Origin of the sequence: Pseudolabrys sp., from assembly GCF_050250095.1 — a bacterium.
GTDB lineage: Bacteria > Pseudomonadota > Alphaproteobacteria > Rhizobiales > Xanthobacteraceae > Pseudolabrys.
The window spans coordinates 696,543-716,237 of record NZ_JBFWPH010000003.1 but is presented as its reverse complement, the minus strand read 5'-3'; the positions used below and the strand labels follow the sequence as shown (position 1 = coordinate 716,237).

Sequence of the window (19,695 nt, the reverse complement as noted above, 5' to 3'; positions counted from 1 at the left end):
TGGCCATGTGCCACCAGGTCCCCCAGGGCACTGCATTGACCTCCGCAAGACATGGTCAATGCAGTAACCGGAAGGGACTCGAAGTATGCCTACGCCCGATGACTCCAATTTGAATCAAAGCCTTATTGCTTTTCTCGGCGGCAACCGCCGCGCGGGCGATGCGATCTATACGCAGATGCGGGCCGCTGTTCTCGCGATCGTGCGCGATCGCGCTCCCGATCTCGCCAATGACCGCGAAGATGTTCTCAACGAGATCTTCGTGTTGATGATGGAGGCCCCGCACCGTTTCGATCCCGGGCGCGGTTCAGCACGTGTCTTCATCACATCGGTGATTCTCCCCGATGCGATGCAGCGCGTTCGCGCCAAGATGGCTCGCCCCGGGACCACGACTCGCCGCCGCAAGGTCGTCGAACCTACGCGCGAGGCGACCTTCCCGATGCTGTATCCGGCGCCAGACCCTGAGACCGTCGAAGTGATCGGCTATGGCTCTCTGGCAGCAATGGAAGCCGCATGCGATGCGCGCGTGATCTGGTCGCGGGCGACGCCGCCGGTGCGTGTGATTATTGGCGGCCTGATGGACGGTAAGGCCCAGATCGACATCGCGTCGGAGATGAACATGGACAGGTTTAAAGTCGCGCGTATGGTCACGACGCTGCGCCAGTTCGCGGACGCCGCGTAAAATACGAGATGCCCGATCAGCGCAAACGCGCTGATCGGGCATGACTTTGGTCATTGGGTTTCGTCCGCCACCTGCTTGGAACTGGCGTTTTCCGTCATTTCGGTCCCGCTTAACGCGTCGCCTCCCTCAGACTTGGAGCGAATCGAGAATGCAAATTATGGGGAATTCGCCGCGCGACGCGCTGTTCATCAGTCACGCCACGCCTGACGACAATGCTTTTACGCTCTGGTTGGGCGCGAAATTGACAGCGCTTGGCTATACCGTATTTGCCGATGTGCTTCGGTTGCGAGGAGGCGACGATTGGGAGCGCATTCTGGAAGATGCCATCCGCAATAAAGCAGCCAAAGTCCTGCTGGCGGCGACTCCCCACGGCGTTCAGAAGCAGGGCGTGCGCAACGAAATCACCATCGCGTCGCAGGTGGCGAAAAACCTCGGCGACACCAATTTTATTATCCCGCTCCGCCTCGCGCCATTTGAACCCCAATTGCAGATCGCGCATGCGCAGTATCTCGAGTTTTCCAAGAGTTGGGCTGCAGGACTGAGCGACCTTCTGGCCTTGTTGGTCGAGTCGAAAATTCCATGCACCGGAAATTCGTCGCATGCGGATATGTGGCGCGGCGTGCAACTGAAGGACGCGCGCACAATTGGCACAACACCCGAACGGCTGACGTCAAACTGGCTCGCGATCGACGCCGTACCGGACCAGATCCGACTCTACGATTTCAAGGGCGGCATCTCGCTCGGCACCGCGCAGAAGGCCATCAAGGAATCCCCGATTCCACTTGCGGCTTTTAATCGTGGTTTCCTGTCGTTCGCTCCGCTTCATCAACTTCAGGAGTATTTTGGTCCAAATCTTCCCCTTGAAGCAATTTCGGAATGCACGACGGATGTTTTTCTGGAAAAGGGTTGGCGGGATCTCAACATCGCAGTGCGGGACAGCCGGCCCAAGTTCACCGACCTGGCGCGTCAAGGTATGGATGCGTTCTTCCTTGCAAAAGGACTCGAGTCATTTGAACTGGCGTCAGGACACTTAGCTTGGTGGCCGACAGCCGGTCAGGCGACGACCAAGCGGCTGAGTTTCAGATGGAATGACGGGCCTTCGGGTTCGCGGCAGATCGTGGGTCGCTCGGACAAGCGGGGATTTCACTGGCACTACGGCATAAGTTGCTGGGCGCGAACCATGCCCGTGCGCCATATGCGTATCGCGGGCCGCGTGATTTTCACGGCAGATGGAAAAGACCCTATTGGCGACACCAGGCGCCTGCACCGGATGCGTCGATCCTTTTGCAAGAGTTGGCGCAACGACAAATGGCGCGATCTCCTGCTCGCATTCTGGTTTTGGTTGGCCGAGGGCGCGGATGTCGTGGACATTCCCATGGGCGACGGCGTCGCGATGCGACTCCGGCTTCCGCCGATAGGTTTCGATGCCAGCTTTGGGATCGACGACCAAGAGGACAGCGACGAGGATCAAGACGAGAGCGGAGACAGGCAGACGTCCGGCGACGAAGGCGGCGAGGACGATCCTGATGAACTGGATGACGACGAATGACTAGCCTCGCCCTCATTCATGTTGACGAGCCGCTGCTCGAATTCCGCTTCGGGCAAACACTCGCGTATCCGCGAGATGGCCTGTTCCTGTACGGTCCCGTTGATGGCGGACGGCCGAGCATTAACTATGGAGCGATTGGGACGCCCGCGGGTCTTGCACGACTCGGGCGCTGGACGGAGGCCGTTAACGGCTTCTTGCCGCCACCGGACCCCCGCCGCGGGGCAAAGCTGGTTGAGCCGCAGCATGTCGCATTCCCAGGATTTTCCGCCGCTTACAATTCGATCTGGCCCATCAAACCTCGCGCCATGATTGCGACGATCGATGGCGAAGCGCTCGCCAAGGCGCTCCGTATTTCCAATCGTAATGAAGCGATCAAGGCTGCTGTAGACCTGTATGTCGACCCCTTAATCGCGGCCGCAGCTCGGCTGGAGGACCCACCCAGTTTCTGGTTCGTGGTGATCCCGGAAGAGGTGTACGAACTTGGACGTCCGTTGTCGAAGGTGCCGGTGCCTGAACGAATCCAGGGTCACGTCCGCATGACGAAGGGCGAGGCATTGAAGCTAGACGAGCAGCATACACTCTTCGGCATCGAGGAGGCTGAGGCCGAAGTCTACAAGTACGCGACCCATTTTCGACGCCAACTCAAGGCGCGACTGTTGAATGACAAGATTGTCACGCAGATCGTACGAGAGACGACGCTAGCCCCAAATGATTTCCTGAAGAGCAACGGTCAACTCAAGCGCCGCGTCGAGGATCCAGCAACCATAGCCTGGAAACTCACCACCGGCGCATACTACAAAGACGGCGGCAGACCCTGGCAGCTTGCCAACGTACGTTCGGGAGTCTGCTACGTTGGGTTGGCTTACAAGCGCCGCAATGCGGAGAGCGACGATCGCTTCTCGGTCTGCGCGGCGCAGATGTTCTTGTCGAGCGGCGAAGGCGTAGTGTTTCGAGGCGCGCTCGGGCCTTGGTATCGCGCAGATTCAAAGCAATTTCATCTCGATGAGGCGGCAGCACGCAATCTGATCGCGATGGTGGTCAAAGAATATCGGGATCAGCATAATGACCAGCCACCAGTCGAACTATTCCTGCACGCCAAATCATCCTTCACGGACGAAGAATGGAAGGGCTTTGTCAGCGGCGCTCCGCCGGAGACAAATGTCGTTGGTGTGCAGATTGCGGATGCCAAGGATAATTTGAAGCTCTTTCGACCGGGCAAGTATCCAATCCTGCGCGGGTCGTCGCTGCTACTGGATGATGGCCAAGCGTTCTTGTGGACGGCCGGATACGCGCCGCGGCTTGACACTTATCTTGGCCCGGAAACACCAAATCCATTGCTGATCCGGCGACAACGGGGCGAATGCTCCTTCGACACGATTCTTCGTGATGTAATGGGACTGACGAAGATCAATTTCAATTCGTGTCTACATAACGACCGCCTGCCTGTAACGATCCGCTTTGCCGACGCGGTGGGAGATATCATGCTTGCGGCTCCGCAAACGGGGGAGCCACGCCTACCGTTCAAGTTCTACATTTGATCCACGCGGCGGATCAGAACTTCGCTGAAAGGGGGGACCTCTACGGGGGCAAGAGTGCGCCGAAGGACATACGGCTTGTTGGCGGTGCGCTCCCGTTTCGTCCGGGCAGTGAACTTCACAAAGAGCGGGAGTTCGATTCGCTTCTTCGTTGATCATCTTCATCCAGGCAGCCGATCGGCTGGCGCTCTTCGCTGGCGACAGTGGTCGGCGTGCTCGATCTAGGTAGGGACTTACTTGTTGCCAATCCTACGCTATTGTCAGTTGTGATTTTCCCGGTGGGCCATGTTGAACCGTAGCGAGCTTAAACAGATTGAGGGGCGACTTCGCGCGTCTGCTCTTGCCCTCGCCCGGCGCAACATTCCTGACATAACGACGATCGAGGTAATCGATGAGGCGGGCGTCTGGTCACAGAATTTCGATGGGATTGATTTGAAAGACGGAAAACTTGATCTCGACTACTTGATTGAACACACGCCGTTGCTCATTTGCGCAATCGCAACGGAAATAGGGTTTCGCTTCGAAGGTGTCGGCACAGTATTCTGGGCGCATTTCGACGAAGTGTTCGGGCATTCGGCGACAATGGCCCAGCGACAGCGCATAGCGGACATATTTCGCGCACAAGCTGACCGTTACAGTCTTTCGCGCCCGGCCCAAACGGCGTTCAGCGAACATTTCTCAAATATCTCCTGGCCGATTGCCAATGCTTTGCTGCCCTCCGATTTGATCGGTGCCGTAACGCGGCTTCTAGCGCGGGCGCCCGTGGGCGCGCTTCCGGGGCCAGGGCGCTCCCCAAGCTTTCCCAGCCTTCGCGCGTGGGCGAGCGCAGCCGAAGGCGCGCGGCTTGCCGATTGGCTACGTCTTGAGGCACCGACCGCGCGTGTGCTCACGGCGCTTCTTACGGAAAACCATGGAAACTCGCTGTCCCCAGCAAGCTATCAGCGGCTTCGTGATGCAATTGCCAAGCGGCCCGATGCGTTTTTCACGGCTCGTGCCGCTCGCTTGCGCGCGCGTACAGCCAAATTGCCGACGCCTACAGGATCCACCTTGGGCCAACTCGCTCTGGCCCATGAGGCGTCGGGCCTTCGGATGTTCGTAAGTTGGCCGACCTTACCGGTGGTCCTCTTCGAGGAGGCGCGGACGGTCGCGCGATCGGCTGCCTGGCGCCCGCGACTTTGGAATGCCGGTGGCTATCTTCATCCCGACATGGCGCTTGGTCCCGGACCGTTTGCTTTAGCATTTGACACTGTACAAGGCGACGACGAGCCTGCTTATCCCGGCGCCGCAGCAATCTTCGGCGAAGGCAGCGAAGCGGCAGCAGCGCTCGCCGCCCGAATAATCGCATGGAAGGAAGTTCTCCTGTTCGATCCGAGCGAGGATCGGACCCGCGCTGAACAGCGCTTCGACGCGCTCACGGAAACTTCTGGGCACGTCTGGGTCGCGAGCCGCTCTGGCAACGCGTCGCTGGAAGGGCTGCGCAGGTTGGGACACGCTTGCGGCTACACGGTGTTCGAAGCCGATCTCGCCGCTGCCAGCGACCGCGCCATACTAGGCCGCGTCGGGCTCACCAGCGCAGACAAACGTTCCCTTATCGCGCGTCATCCGACGGACGCCTTAACCGCTCCGCATGGCATCGTTCGGCCCGATCGGCCCTTTCTTGTTTACACGGAGGATCTCAATGAGCATGAGCGTATGCCCCAGCAACTTTCCGCCGGCGGACGTTTGGCGCCAATTACGGGTGCCTCGGGGCGGCCGGGTCTCCGTGTCGAGCCCGCGGCACCCGGCCTAGCGAGTGTTGTCGATCTTGTCTTATTTGAGCGCGAGAATCTCTTCGACGCTTTGGTCGAACGTCGCCTGCAACTCCGCCTAGAAAGCCTCCTTCCTCTGATCGACGTGCCGATGGTGGCGGAGTTAGAGGTCGGCGGTCGATTGATCGCGCGTGGCCGCGCTACCTTTGCGTCCGTCCCGATCACGGTGCCACGCGATTCGTCCCTGTTCGCGCCACTTTATGACGATTATGCCCGAGGCAAACTGCTTGAGTTTGGGAACGCTTCACTACACCTTGCCGTTAATCACTCCGCCATACTTCGGGTCGAACTGCAACGCCCTGCAGCCTCCGTCGAATGGGCCGACGGTACACCACGATCAGTCGGGTCCAGCCTTGATACGAAGTTGGTCGCGGCCAAAGGCCGCCGCCCACATCGCTTCGCACCGACAGCAATCATCGAGGCGCCTGCTCGCGGGGCGACTGCTTATGGGCTGCAGTTCTCGGACGGGCGCATTGCCGATCCGGTGCAGATTCTGACTTCCGGCAAGTTTGATTTAGGCGACCTTGCCGTGCAATTTGGCGAGGACATGGGATCGCGGCGCATGTTCGATGATGGTGGAGGTGTTGGCGACATCGCGCGCGCTCTGGTCGTTTGGTCACGCGGAGTCTGCTCCTCGCTGCCGGCGGTTGCTGCCAAGACTCGGATCGTGCGGCAGTTCGAAGAGCCGCTCGTCATCAGCCTGTGCGGGCGCTCCTGGTGGCGAGCGGAAGAAGCGTCGCTTTCAGAGGCGACGGACGCGCACATCGCTCTTTGGCATGTCGCACTTGAGCGAGGGCTCGTTCATGTGCCGGAAGGTTTCACGCCCGACAACGTGCAAGCCTTTGCTCTCGCCTTTCGGCGCCATGCCCGGGCGCTTGCTCCGGATTGGCCCGCGGGTGATCAACCGCCACTGGATGGCATCATGGATGATGCGCTCAACCAAGCTTTTGCTCAGGTTGTCCACGAAGGCCAGACGAAGGGAGCGCTGCTAGACATCGATGCGGACGATGTTGACTTCGGCAGCCCAGCCGAAGACTGGGAACGCAGTGCCGGTGATGCTCTTAACATTATTCGGCGACCGCGCCTCTATGAACTGATGGTGCCCTCTGGTGGCGCACGCGAACTCATGCAACGCTCCTACGCCAATCTCAGTCTTCCTGAACTTGCTGAAGATCTATCAGCCTGGACCCGACGATGGGCTCTCGCGCGCGGTCGAATGAGTCCCGATGTCGCGGCCAGTGCGCTTCATCTTTGGCTGACGCCCGCCGCCTGCGATGACGTTGATGGCGCTACACATGCGCTGGTAGTTGATCCCTTTGTAGCGCGCGCGGTGCGCTACGCTGCGCTTCGGTTCTCAAGCACAATCGAAGGCCATATGTGAGCGAATTCCACCGGCTTCTTCTAGGACTACACGCTCGGGCGCGCCGAATCGATCGCGACCAGGCCTTGCTTGGCGCGCTGGGGGTCGCCGCGCTCGCTTATGAGCATCAGATTGACAACGTGCATCGTATGGTGACCGGGACGAACTGCCGCTGGCTGTTGGCCGACGAGGTCGGCCTCGGAAAGACCATTCAGGCGATTATGGTCATGCGCGCGCTAGCGGCACAAAGTCCACGCCTCCTCAATGTGGCGTTGGTAGTGCCCGACGACCTTGCTTCGCAGTGGGCTGAAGAATTGCTTGCGCGGGGGCATGTCCTTCCGCTCGAAGCGGGTCAAGACGGGGGCATTAGCGGCAATCTCGTGCTTAGGCTAGCGCGCCCGAGCCGCCTCGCGGCGGGGGGCCGACTCGCCGCGGAGAAGATCGATCTACTCATCATTGACGAATTTACAAAGCTCCAAGTGCAGGTTCGTCGCGATCTCATCGTCGCGTCGCGCAGCGTTCCGCATGTCCTGGTCGTGACGGCGACGCCGGCGCTTCACCTTGCGTCGATGCGCCAAGAATTGATGGCGCTGATCGAACCTGAAGCGGACCGAATGGCACAGGCGGAAGAGCGCGACATTTTGGCCGTGCTAGCGGAACGCGAGCGACGTGCGATCGAACACCACAGCGATCGTCTTAAAGATGCTGGCGGCCGGCGTGCGCTCGAGCAAGCCCATGGCCTCTATCGCCGTCTGATCCGTACCGTACGGACCGACTATCCCAATGCATTACCGAAGCGACACTACCAGCCCATTCGGCTCAACCCTACTGATGGCGACGTGGAGCGTGCCCGGACCACTCGCACATATCTTGATGCGGCCAAAGCTAGCGACGTTGAGATTAGGCGCGACCTTCTATTGCAGGTCGCCAGCCGCAGCCCGGTGTCCCTGCGCGAGCGCCTAAGCACACTTCGGCGGAGTTCACCCTCTTTGCACGCCTCCTGGCAACAGATCGATATCTGTTTGCGTGAAGAACCGGGCGACGCCAAGCTCGATGCCTTGATTGATCATCTTCGTGCGCTGCACGCCCGCAATGAAAAGACTCGCGTCGTCATCGTCGCCGAGGACAATCCGACCACGGACTATCTGCGGGAAGCGATCGAAGCGCTTGCCGACCTCAAGGTAGCCAACAAGCGCCGTGTTGTTAGCGCTGCCGAAGAGCTTGCGGTGCAAGTCGCTGGGCTGAAGGAGGCCCTTGAGGATTTTATCACCGGTGAGGCCAAGGTTCTGGTTGCCGCCGACGTAGCCAAGGAAGGGCATAATCTCCAGTTTGCGAACGAGATCATCTTCTTCGCTTTGCCTTGGTCGCCGCTCGACATCCAACAATGGATCGGGCGCATTGATCGTCTTGGCACGAAAGGCATACCAGCTAATCGGCACATCACGATCACGCCCATCGTGACTGAAGGCTCGATCGAAGACCAGATTCTGAGTGTTCTCGAAGGGACCGGCGTGTTTCTTCGCAGCGAAGTGTTCGACGAGGCGGAATGGCAGGACATTAGCAACGCCATCAACGCGGCAGCCGAGGGTATCGCTGGCGCCAGTTGGAACGATGCGCTCCGTACCGCCAAGGCCTTGGGCGAAACCTACGACGCTTGGCTGGACACAGCGAGCCTGAAGCCAATGCCGAGAGCGGAGATCGCCGCACGTCGCATGTCGCAGTTTCGCGATCGGCACTACGCCATGCCGATGGCCGAGGTCGATGGCTATTCGTGGAACTGGTATCACATGCGCGAGCGCGCCGCCGACCTCATGCTGAGACTTGCACGCGAAGACTATCTCGCCTTACGCAACGGCTACATGGGCGAGCAGCGTTTCCGGACCATGTGGTACAAGTCGAAACCAGGGCCCGAAGATTTTACGATCCCTGATCTCGATACGCGTAATTCCTGGTACCACTTGGCCTTCATCACGCGCCGCTCAGCGATTGAGTGCCCGCCCTACACGTACGTCGTTCAAAACAACGGCGATAAGCGGCAACTTCATTTCTTCGATCACGGCTGTTCGCTGCACGACCATGCGGTCGCTGCGTTCGAGCGGCAGATGCCGGCGACGGATATTCAGACGGAATTCACGGTCGAATATCCTTCCGGCCATCCCATCTTGCAGTGGGAAGGCCGTCGGCTGTTGATCGGCATCAGCGAGTTCGATGTTCGCGATGTTTTTGCCTTTGATTTCGAAACAATGATTCCGCCTCAGACTGGCCGCACGTCAAAGGCGGAGCAAGACGCGCGCGAAGCCGTCTCGCGGTCGGCGCTGGTGGAGTTCGAGGCCGACCGGCGCTGGCTAATCGATCTGGCACCGCCCGAACTTTTGGTGGCCGTGCTTGCCGAAGATAGGGGCCATCTCGCTGTTGCGGAACAATCGGCTGCGGCGTTGTTTGATCCCTCATACGAGGGGGCTTACGCCCGGCAAATCGGCAAGCGTCGCCTCATGCCATCCGAAAATCTCAACGCAGCCCGCGCAGCACTCGACAACCGCCTTCAGCAACTTGGCCGCGATGGCCTTAACCGGACGCTGACGGCTCTGCGCGGCGCGTTCGAAAGTCGGCTCTTTGCCGTGCAGGCTGACATCGAGAATCTGACAGCCGCCGCCAAAGCCGAGATCACGGCTGCGGCATCGCTCGACGCCAAGCTTGAGTTTAATCGTGCCATCCAGCGCGGCGCCGCGCTGAGGCTTGAGCTAACGGAAAGAGCAGCAGTTCTGCGCCTGGCGCGTCTCAAGAGACTGCAGGATGCCGTCAAGGGGACCGCTCGGATATCAACTGCCAAAGTCTTTTGGCTTTTGCCGCGTGGGGTCAGCGCGTCGTCCCCATAATTTTGGCCAGCGTCTCGTAGGCCTTATCATCGATGCGCCAAGACCAAGGACTTGTTTGGTGCCCGGTTAAGAGCGCGGCGCGCTCAACCTGCCGCGGTGGTGGCGTCAGAAAATCAAGCGCGCCCGTGGTTCGATCATACCGCAGTACGGGATTGTCCAGCGCTAGAGTCGCGCCGACGACAACCCAACGCCACAAGTCCAAAGACGGGGGCTGCCATAGTGTCGCGCTGTTACCCGCAATCGCCAAGACCACCAGTCGCGTGGTGAAGCCCGTTCGGATCGCAGCTGGAAAGCAGCCATCGCCGTCGATGCGTTTCCATCGGCCTGAAGGTGCATTTTCGGATTTGCCGAAGAATTCGCCGCGTCCGCCAACGACCGCCACCCGCTCAGGCTCGTCTAGAGAATATCGCTCGCCGCTCGCCGCCAGCGCTTGAGAATGTTGAAAGAGAGTTACTGCATTGCCTTGTGGCTCGTCGCTTCCCCCTAATTCAACGAGCGCAGATCGCCAGTCTGGCCGGCCCAACTCATCATCGAGTTGAACATTCATCAGCGTTTCTTCGGTCTCGGATACGGCCATGCGGCGAACAGTCACTGGCGAAGCAGCGATCGTTGTTGCACCGAGCACGGCCACCTCGCTGCCGCCCCATTCGACTCGTCGCGGCGGTGTCGCAGCGTATCCACGGCCCGCACTGGTGTGAAATTCGTCGATATCTCCGCTCAGGCGAAGCAGATCTATGGACTGCTTGATCTTCGCGGTCAGCGCGGATTCATCGAGATGAAATGGTCCATAAGCTTCTTTAAGGCCTCGCGTGATTTTTCCCCGGCTGACGAAGCCGGCTTCAACGACGGCGGATCGAATATGGTGGAGAACGCTTGCAAGCGCGAGTTGTCCGTCCTCGTCGCGCTCAAATTCGATCGCTTGCGCCCAGGGATCGGTGCTGTTCATTCATCTGCACCCATCGCGATAGCTGCCGCAAGCGCCGATTCAAGGCGCTCTTTGGCCGTCCGGTCATGCGCAACGATGATCAAGAAGGAGCGGGCGCGTGTCAGCACCACGTAGAGATCGCTGACCGTGAAGAGATGGCCGATCCCGGAGAAGTCACAAAGGATCACGACATCGGCCTCAAGGCCCTTGAAACTTCGCGCTGTGCTACAAAGCACGCCTCGACCTTCACGCCAGGAGACGGCATCTTCGACGAGCGGTATGCCATCAATGTTCGAGACAGGACCGAGCGGCCCCTTGGCTTTGCTTGCAGGGCCGATAATCGCGATCTGTCGCGGCTCAAGGCGATGGTCCTTTAGGAGCGTACGGACCTCCGCTTGAACGAGTCCGCTGATCGCCGCGGGATTGGACGGCACTATCATTCTCGGCGGCTGGCCGAGCGGCGCCATTTCGAAGGCGCCGCTTACAACGTTGGCAGCGGCGTTAGCGCAGGCGACAATGCGGCGTGTGTTGCGGCAATTCACATCGAGCGCGAACTGAAACGCGTCTTTGAGCGGCGGCTCCATCGGCTCGCGGCGCAGGCTCTGCGCCTTGTCGAGAAACGCCCATATCGGCCCCTTGTTATCCCAAAGATAGTCAAGTGCATCCCACCAACCTGGGCTAAAATCCTGCGCTTCATCGACCACGATCGCCGCGTACGGCTGCTCGCCTCCGTAAAGGTCGAGGGCCGCCTGCGCGAGCAGGTCGGGCGCTATCTCATCCCACCAGCGCGCGGGATCATCTGCACTGACGTTGAAATCGAGTCCAGCCCGCTTGCAGAGTTCGGCGGCGAGGCGGTGAAAATTCGACACCGTGATCTTGCCCCCGTTCTCGACCAAGTCGTCTGCCAATTCTTCACGCATCCATTTGGCGAGTTCTGCATTGAAGCAGGTGAGTAGTACAGTTGGGTACTTAGCAGCGAAGGAGCGGGCGCGCTGCATTGCCAGTAGAGTCTTTCCCGAACCGGCCACGCCTTCGATGATCGCGCGTGGATTTGCGTCAAAGCCGCGCAGCACCTGAAGCTGCTGGCGGGTCAATAGCGCGAGCATCTGAGCATTGGTATCGACGCTGAGCCGAAGCGGCTCGTAAACCCGGAACTCGGGCGCCAGCGCGCGGCGCACGGCTTCGAAATCCGCGGCTGACATTTCTTTTTGCCCGCCGCCCCCCGCGCGATAGGCGCGCAGGATCGCCGGTTCAAGGTCGGCCATGTCGTCCATCGAAATGATGGCGCCGCGCGGTAAATCGGGTGGCGGTTGATCCTTAAACAAACAGTGCGGAAATCCGACCGCGACCGAGATCACGGTTTGATCCGCGACCGCTTTACCGCAGATATGCGCAATTCTAGTCTTGAAGGCCCAGAGGCTTCGTCGCGCTTGACGCACCGGGTCCTTAATCGGCTTCAGATTCGCTTTGACGTGGCGATACCAGAGGCGCCCTTTCAGCGTGATTTCGCCGCCTTTCACTTCAAGGATCAGCAAGCCGTACTGGCGATGCAGAATTAAGAAATCGGCCTCGCCCTCGCGCGCTGGTGCGTCGAGGTCATCGCGAGCCGGATTAACCCAGGGTAGCGAGTGCATCACGATGTAGCTCGCCGATAGGCACTTGAGCATCGCGCGAGCGACGTCGGCCTCCGAGCCATGCTCCATGGTTGACGGATCAATCGGGGGAGTGAAGAGGGCCATTAACTCACCGGTTTGACAAAAGCAGCGATGGCTTCGACAGCGCTCGCGGGCATGACCAGTTCGCTTGCGCACTCTATGTGCTGCACGGCAGCGCGATAGCGAACACGCATTCCGCCGTTGCTGGTTTGCTGAAGAAGTCCAACAGTCCACGCGGCGCCCGTTGCGCCGAAGGCCAGGCCGTCGGTGCGGCGGATCAGATAGACATCGACCTTTGAGGCTTCGCCGGAGAAGGGGCGGAAAAGGCACAAGCTGCCTTTCGCCACCGGCGCTCCCGTGCCATCGCCTTTCTTTCCGCTAAGGGTATTCGCGTTCAAACGGAACAGGAAATCGTCCCTCTCCGCTCCGGCAACCGCAAAGCGGACGGCGGGCGCCGCGGGCTTCACGTTCCCCTCAACCGCCTGCTCGGGTTTGAGTTCGGGAACCCCATCGGCACTCGGCCTGAGCGTCATTGCAACTGCGACGTTCGGCACCGCTAGCGCGACGTTTGACGCAATCGGCAACGCGCGCAGCACGAGTAAGAGATCGACCGCTGTCGCCCTCTTGCCGTCAGCGAGTTCGCGCGCGTGTTTCGAACAAGGTTCGCGGTCCAAGAAGGGATGCGAGAGTGCAACGACTCGGCCATCGCCGAGGATCAGGCCGCCATCGACGCGGGTCACCGTCGCGCCACTTTCCTCGAGATCATTTGCAAGACGCTTGAGCGCATAGTCTTCGCGCGCGGGATCGATATTCAGTGGCACGCCCTTGAAACAGGCACGCAGAAGGTCGGCGCCGATATGCCGATCGAACAGTGCGTGCTCATACCGGTTCTTATACGATCGGAGGCACTGGTAGCAGCTGTCGTCGCACGTGCAGCCGTCGAGAAGCTTGAGGGCTGCACCGACTAAGCGTTGCGGATCGCGCGCCGCAGCTTTCACGAAGCCGGCACCGCCCGCCGCCTGATCATAAAGGTAAAGGTCGATAAACTGCCGCGTGCTGTCTCCGGGTGCAAAGCGGAAGTCGCCATCGATATCGTTGGGTTCGAGGTCCTCCAGCAGGCAAGCTGCGCGCCGAAGCGCTTCTACTGCCGATCGCGCGGCGATGGTCGTCGAGGGCCTGTCGGGATCGAGTTGCCAGTGGCTCGGCAGCGCCAAGCGGAAGACCGACACGTCGCTGCGAAACTCGTTGCCGAGCACGATCCGCATGACCGTTCCGGTACATTGATCCGGTTCCTTGGGGCGCTTAGGCCTGGGACGATTGTGCGGCTGGCCGCCGCCCAACTGCCGCATCGTCGGGTCAAAGTCGGCGGGTTCGATGCGTCCGCACTGGGTGCAATAATTGAATCCGGGATCGGTCGCGCTGAGGGAGCCGCGATTGGTCACGACGAGCGTCTTGCTGTCGCTCCAACCTTCCCAACCGGTTCCAATGGGCCAGCTTTCGCTGCCAAGCCGCGCGCCATCTGAGAATTGTAAGGAGTCGAGCGTGGCGCGTGTCGGCCGTAGCGGGGTTCCTGCATCAAAGTCAGGCGGCAGCGCTGTCACGCTCGGCGGATGCGAAAAGCCGGGCGGCCGAACCCAGCGCCGCGCAGGCCCCAGCGTCGCACGCCGGCCGCAGGCCGGGCAATCGCGTGTTTGCTCGGGATGACCTTCGTCGAGGTTGCGGAGATCGGCATAGTTGCAGACGCGACATTGAAAATAGAGTCGCCGGTCCTGATAAGCCTGAAGCCGATCCTCTTCATGCTCGGCATAGAGCCCAAGCGAAATGTAACGCTTGCCGTCCACCCAAACCTCGTGGCCTGGCGCATACTGGCTGAGCGCCGCGTTCAGGCTTTGCTGCGGCGAGTAGCGACGCTTCGGATTCCAGGGGTCCGCACCTTCTTCGAACACGCTGAAGGTCGCGACGTCGGTCGGAAAAGCGTATTTGGGAAGCAGCGCCTCGTCGAATAGCCGATCAAGCAGTTTGCCGTTGTCGACCACGCCACGTTCGTCGTCGCCACTGTCCTCCATGATCTCGTCTTCGACATCTAGACCATCCACGGCAGGCTTGGGCGTGATTTTGATCGGTTCGTTGGCTTGATCACCTGTGCCGAGATGCTGCTCCAGAATTTGAGGAAACTCATTGAGCACCCCATCGGGATCGAGCGTTGGACAGGAGGCGGTAAACAGCCGTTGAAGATCAGCGCGCAGAGCGCGTCGCTCGTCGGCGAACCATTTCTTTAGGCCGCGGACCGAGAACACGTCTTCCGCCCCATCGACGAAATCGGCGACGCTGCCAAGCGACGAGAAAACATCCGAACTGCTCCCGACCGTATCAATGCGCTCCTGCTGAAAGCGACCAATGAGGTAGGCGAAGGCTTGCCGACGCGCGATCACCGGGTTGTCGAGGTTGAGAATCGGGTCAGGGGCGGGGCCGGCGACCATCGGTGCTGGATCGCGGAAAAAGCTCTGGTCGTGACTATCGGCGCCACAGAACATCACGACCGTCGATAAACCCGCGCCACGGCGACCCGCGCGCCCGGCACGTTGCTGATAGTTGGCGCGGCCCGGCGGCACATTGCGCAGCGCGACCGCGGTGAGGCCGCCAATGTCGATGCCCACCTCCATGGTTGTTGTGCAACTCAGGATATCGATGGGCGATCCGATCTGACCGTCCTGCTCGATCGGAATATCCTGAAAACGCAATTCGTAGGCCTCGTTGCGCGACATCGCGTTCGCGAGGCCGCTATCGTTGAGCGCCGCTGAATGCTCTTCGGCGATCAGTTGGTGCGGCGCATAGCCGTCCTCGGCATCGCTTAAGCGTTCCCAGAGCCGTCGATAGAAGGCCTTGCGGCTCCGGAACACGGAGTCGCTGGTCGGGTCGATGATCTTGGCCGCGCCACCGCAATAGCCGCAGTTGGCGCCGAGGAGCGGGTTGTGCGGGCTCACGCTCGTGCAGCGCTCACACCGAATCCATTCCGCTTTATCACCCCGATCGAGCGCGATTTTGGACCCCTGCACAAAGAAAGAATCCCCGGCGCCCTGGCCGAACACGCCGCGCAGCGCGGGCTGGCACGCGTTCGCATAATCGCCCTTGAGCCAAACCTTCAAACCCCGGGCTTCGAGCAGTTTCGACACCACCCCGGAAAAGCGTCCGTTCCATTCGCGGATGCCCGACCACCCCTGCGCGCCCACGACGTTGTCCGGCGTGTGCTGAAGTTTGATTGCGTGCCGACGCATCGCTTGCCAGAGCCACAATTCAATCAGGGCAACTCGAACATCCTCCTCTTTCATCCCTTGAAGCGCCGGCAGTTTCAGTGCGTCCTTGAGTTTTTGTTGCTCGGTCTTGGTCAGTTTGGATCGCAGCATCGCCAGCGCGAGAGGGAACAAACCCGTGTGATCGTCCTGCAGGACCGCGTAGATACTCTGATAGACGGACAACGGCGTTTCGGCCGACGTTTGATTGGAAAGCGAGCGGAAATCCTCATTTTCGGCATCGTCGTTGCCGAGTAACTCGAGCGCTTGCTGGCCGGCCCGGTCCATGCGGCCATCATCGTCGCCGGCGGGACGCAGCCGCACCTCATGCGTCGCGGCGCCAAAGGCGATCGCGAGCGGGGCGTCATCGAGTGACGGACGGTAAGCCGGATGCCTAAGGCCATCCATGCCGACTAGCAGGAGTGGCCGCAGACTATCGCGGAAGGAAAAGGTCTTGAGCGTGCCGGCAAGGCGCGACGCCGTCTGGCGACCGTCGGAAAAAACCAACGCCTTCCGGCCCTGAAGGGCGGTCCGAACATATGGCCGCGGCGGTTGTTCGAGTACCTGGACTGATATCAGTTCCTGAAACGGCTGCTCCCCCTTCGTCTGTAGGTCCGAGATGCCCGCCGCTGCCGTCGGACCGGTCGCCGCGCCGCATCGCGGGCAACGATCGAAGAGCTTTGGCCCCATCTGCGGCGGCAACCAGATTTCACGGACGAATGACCCCGTCCCGTCGATCCGACCCGAACTTAGATCGACGAAAGCTGGCCGCACTGCGCTCGCGTCCTGCGGCATGGGATCTTCCAAGCAAACATGAATTGGCTCAATGAGCCCAGTGTCGCCCGCATAGGCACTGCCGTTGTCCTGCCAGAGATGCTCAACACCGGCTGGCGACCCGACATTGGCTCGGGCCACCGAAAGCCCGCACGACCGACAGCTATGCAACTCGTACACCTGCGATCCGCACGCGCAATTCTGACGCGGTTCGGCGTAAAGTGCGCCCGTTGGGCCTCCGCGATCCCCGGGCGGGATCTCACTGCATTTGGGGTTGGCACATGCCCATAACCCAGGAAGCCCGCGGAAAAGCATGTGCACGCGGGCAGGCAAGATTGGAGGTCCGTCCGGTGCGGGTTTGGCCAGCGAAGCGAGTTCGAGCAACGCATCAACGGCAGCGGCGCCCTTGGCGGCGGGCGTGTTCGGAAACAGCGCTTGCGGCAATTTTGAAATCGCCCAAGCGGCACCCGGTGAGTCTAGGGGGTCAGCAGCCGATTGAGCACCACTTGTTATATTGCGCAGACGCCCAATGACGGGTAACTCGGCCAGAATTTCGGCAAGCGCAGCGGGCAAATCGTCGGCCGTGGTCTTGAACCCTTCAACATCAGCTGTTCCAAGTTCATAGCGGCGACCAATAGTGACTCGGCCCTTCGGGCAAAGGACATCGTCCACGACCAAGAAACGCTGCTCGGTCTGGGCGACGCCGCCCGACGACAGCAGCACTTCTTCATCCACGCGTTCTCCCTTAGCGTTGAGGCCGTTGACCGTTACGATGATCTCACCCGTTCCGCTATCGATGCGGCGCACGGTCACGACCGCGCCAGTATTATGGGGTACGACCTTGGCGAGCGGCGTCACGACGGCGGAGCGCTCGCTTAACGACGACGAGTTCAATTGGAGCAGCGGCACTGAGGCCAACGCCTCCGCCAGGTCGACCGGTCCCTCCCCGGCGGGCTCGAACGTGCGCTTCGTCCCCGTGAGGGTCGTAATCGCGCTCTTATCGAGACCCGAAAGTCCGGCGACAAATTCCTTGGCGGACTCGGCGTTGGAGAACGACGCGCTCGTCGCGATGAAGATCACGCGCGAGGGCTCCAAGCCGAGCCGATCAAGGAGCCGCCGGATCAGGTAGGCTACCTCTGTGCCATTGGCGCCGCGATAGAGATGCGCTTCGTCGAGGATGAGGATGAATTTTTCCTCAGGATGCGCTGCGAAGAAATCGCGCGTGTCCGCAAAAATCTGCCGCTCAATCGGCCGCAGCAGCATATATTCCAACATCGAATAGTTGGTGACGAGCAGATCTGGACAAGCCGCCTGAATCTCATGCCGGGTCAGTAACTCAGCATCCTCAGCAGACTCGATGGCGCGCAGTGGCTCGCCGTTCGCGTCCTCCCAATGTTGCCCTGGATTGCCGTACCAGCGGCGAAGGCCGTCGAAGGCACCAACCACACTATCAGGCTTAGCCGGCCAACGTCCTTTCTGCTTCAGGACGTTCACGAGGGATTGGCCGCTGGCGTTTCCGCCCCGCGCGTCGTCCTCGATTCTTAAGTAATACTCCAATGTCTTAAGGCGCTTTTGATCGCGCGCGCCGTCGCGCACGCCCGGATAGAGCGTCCGTCCGGTGTAGCGTCCGAACTTCGCCGGACGACCACCGGTCGTTGTGAACCATTGCCGGACAGTCGAAGCGCCAAACAGCATTCGAAGGCGTCCGAGTTGGTCATTGACTAAGGCGTTCATGGGGTAAAGGAGCAGCGACCGGACTGCGCGCTCGGCGAACTGCTCTGATCGGTGCGCGGCCTCGTTGGCAAGCCGGGCCAATACCGGAAGCAAGAAGCTTTCGGTTTTGCCCGAACCGGTGCCGGTGGTGACGACGATGCCTGTACCACCCGCCTCGGGCGCCATGCTCAGTTCGAGCGCCTGCGACTGGTGCTCGTAAGGCGGATCGAAGAGAAGTTGCTCGCCGTCCTTGGTCGCTAGACTCGTAAGAAAATGGCGCACCGTTTGGTCGAGGGCGAGCGAAGCGAATTTGCGTTCACCGACATAGGCTGGCGTGCTCTCGACATAGGGGGTCTGAGCAATGCCGCCTTGCGTGAGCAGCCGCCGGCGCAACTCTACCACTTTGGGATGCGAAAGGTGGTAAGTCGCTTCGATGTAGGAAGCGAGCGCCTCCTGCATATGATTGATTTCGTTACGCATTCTGTCTGCCCTCCCGAGCTCGGCCAATCCCATCGGCCTGGTATCTTGGCACCAGTTTTTGATTCGGGCCCGGCACTTGTCCCAAACTATACTGAAGCGGGAACTCGGCAAATGCGCTCGTAAATCGAGAAGGTCGCGGGATGGCGTCAATCACGAAAGCCGTAGGACGGGGTACACGGCGACAAATCTGGTAGCATCGCGGTATGAAGAGAGGCTCACGATCACCTGGCGGCGTGGAGCCGCCCAAACCGGCGGCACCGGCCACACGTCCGCCATCGGATGATTTTCGCAAGCTCGTGAACGAGCAACCGGTCGATCTCAGCGAACTGCCCTCGGTACATATCAGCGATGGCCTGGGATTCCGCTCGATTGTCAAAGACGGCTACCTATCGGCTGAGCCTTGCTCGGTCTTCAACAACGAACCGCTGCTATACCTCTTCTATGGACGGCCCTCGTACCGGGTGAACAGCCAAATCCTCGCGTCGGCCATACGGGCCTATGCGCCCGTGTGCTTTGTGCTCAAGCCGGGCATAGTCCGATCGCCGCAGCGAGTTTTCCCTTTCGACAGCGGTGCATTTCACAACGATCTGTTCCGCGCTTCGATGCACCGCAAGATGCAGCGGGACGACTTCGCGCTGGAGCCCGACCCGGCCTCTGCTCAGCGTCTTATCCGGCTCTTTTTCAGCGACAATCAAAGCTACTACGACAACAAGCCCGTGGCCTCGGTCGACTTGCCACCGCTCGCATTCGAGGCGTCGAGCTATCACGCGCTGATCACCGACCGCCAGGAGAATGACTACGACGAGCGCATCTCCTCGGTCGAAATTCAGATTGCGGAAGATCTCCCGCTTAGGGGAGTCGTCGAGGCAGTTGTCCTGCCAGACGCCTTCCTCAGCGATGAAGTCACCAAATCGCTCACCGCGATGGAGGTAGAGGTCATCCCATACCCATTCATTGATCGCCTTCGTCCGGAACTCTACACCGCTTCCATCTATACGATCGTGAGGGACTATTATCGTCGGCGAGGCTATCTCTGAGTCAGACGGTCGAA

At 60.3% G+C, this 19,695-nt stretch carries 9 protein-coding genes; 6 read left to right on the top strand and 3 right to left on the bottom strand.

Going from position 1 to position 19,695, the window contains the following annotated elements; all coding sequences use genetic code 11:
* Nucleotides 1-85 precede the first annotated feature (85 nt).
* The 5 genes from AB7F10_RS12850 to AB7F10_RS12830 all read left to right on the top strand — a co-directional run bounded on the left by AB7F10_RS12850 (nt 86) and on the right by AB7F10_RS12830 (nt 9,807).
* Entirely contained in the window at nt 86-679 is a 594-nt protein-coding gene (locus AB7F10_RS12850) for a sigma factor (RefSeq protein WP_428561529.1), read from the top strand.
* Nucleotides 680-827: 148 nt separating this feature from the next.
* Entirely contained in the window at nt 828-2,228 is a 1,401-nt protein-coding gene (locus tag AB7F10_RS12845) for a toll/interleukin-1 receptor domain-containing protein (protein WP_428561526.1), read from the top strand.
* Nucleotides 2,225-3,766 carry an argonaute/piwi family protein gene (locus tag AB7F10_RS12840; protein WP_428561525.1) on the top strand — a complete coding sequence of 514 codons (1,542 nt, stop codon included), beginning with the start codon at nt 2,225-2,227 and terminating at the stop codon, nt 3,764-3,766. The genes AB7F10_RS12845 and AB7F10_RS12840 overlap by 4 nt, the downstream gene beginning before the upstream one ends.
* 282 nt (nt 3,767-4,048) lie before the next feature.
* On the top strand, nt 4,049-6,952 hold the full coding sequence (locus tag AB7F10_RS12835; protein WP_428561522.1) for a hypothetical protein: 2,904 nt from the start codon (nt 4,049-4,051) through the stop codon (nt 6,950-6,952).
* A complete protein-coding gene (locus AB7F10_RS12830) occupies nt 6,949-9,807 on the top strand; it encodes a helicase-related protein (protein WP_428561520.1) in 2,859 nt (952 codons plus the stop codon). Before AB7F10_RS12835 ends, AB7F10_RS12830 begins: the two co-directional genes overlap by 4 nt.
* Here the strand turns inward: AB7F10_RS12830 and AB7F10_RS12825 are convergent.
* From AB7F10_RS12825 to AB7F10_RS12815, 3 genes are read right to left on the bottom strand one after another with little or no spacing between them, the layout of a single operon-like run.
* Nucleotides 9,788-10,753 (bottom strand): hypothetical protein, encoded by a 966-nt coding sequence (locus tag AB7F10_RS12825; protein ID WP_428561518.1) that lies wholly within the window; start codon nt 10,751-10,753, stop codon nt 9,788-9,790. The two genes, AB7F10_RS12830 and AB7F10_RS12825, sit on opposite strands and share 20 nt — an antisense overlap.
* Nucleotides 10,750-12,471, bottom strand: coding sequence for an NERD domain-containing protein (locus AB7F10_RS12820; protein WP_428561515.1), 1,722 nt, complete (start codon nt 12,469-12,471; stop codon nt 10,750-10,752). The genes AB7F10_RS12825 and AB7F10_RS12820 overlap by 4 nt, the downstream gene beginning before the upstream one ends.
* Nucleotides 12,471-18,644: a DEAD/DEAH box helicase gene (locus AB7F10_RS12815; RefSeq protein WP_428561513.1), complete on the bottom strand. Its 6,174-nt coding sequence runs from the start codon at nt 18,642-18,644 to the stop codon at nt 12,471-12,473. The genes AB7F10_RS12820 and AB7F10_RS12815 overlap by 1 nt, the downstream gene beginning before the upstream one ends.
* Before the next feature lie 233 nt (nt 18,645-18,877).
* Here AB7F10_RS12815 and AB7F10_RS12810 point away from each other — a divergent pair, with 233 nt between their 5' ends.
* Nucleotides 18,878-19,681 (top strand): hypothetical protein, encoded by an 804-nt coding sequence (locus tag AB7F10_RS12810; RefSeq protein ID WP_428587161.1) that lies wholly within the window; start codon nt 18,878-18,880, stop codon nt 19,679-19,681.
* Nucleotides 19,682-19,695: the final 14 nt, after the last annotated feature.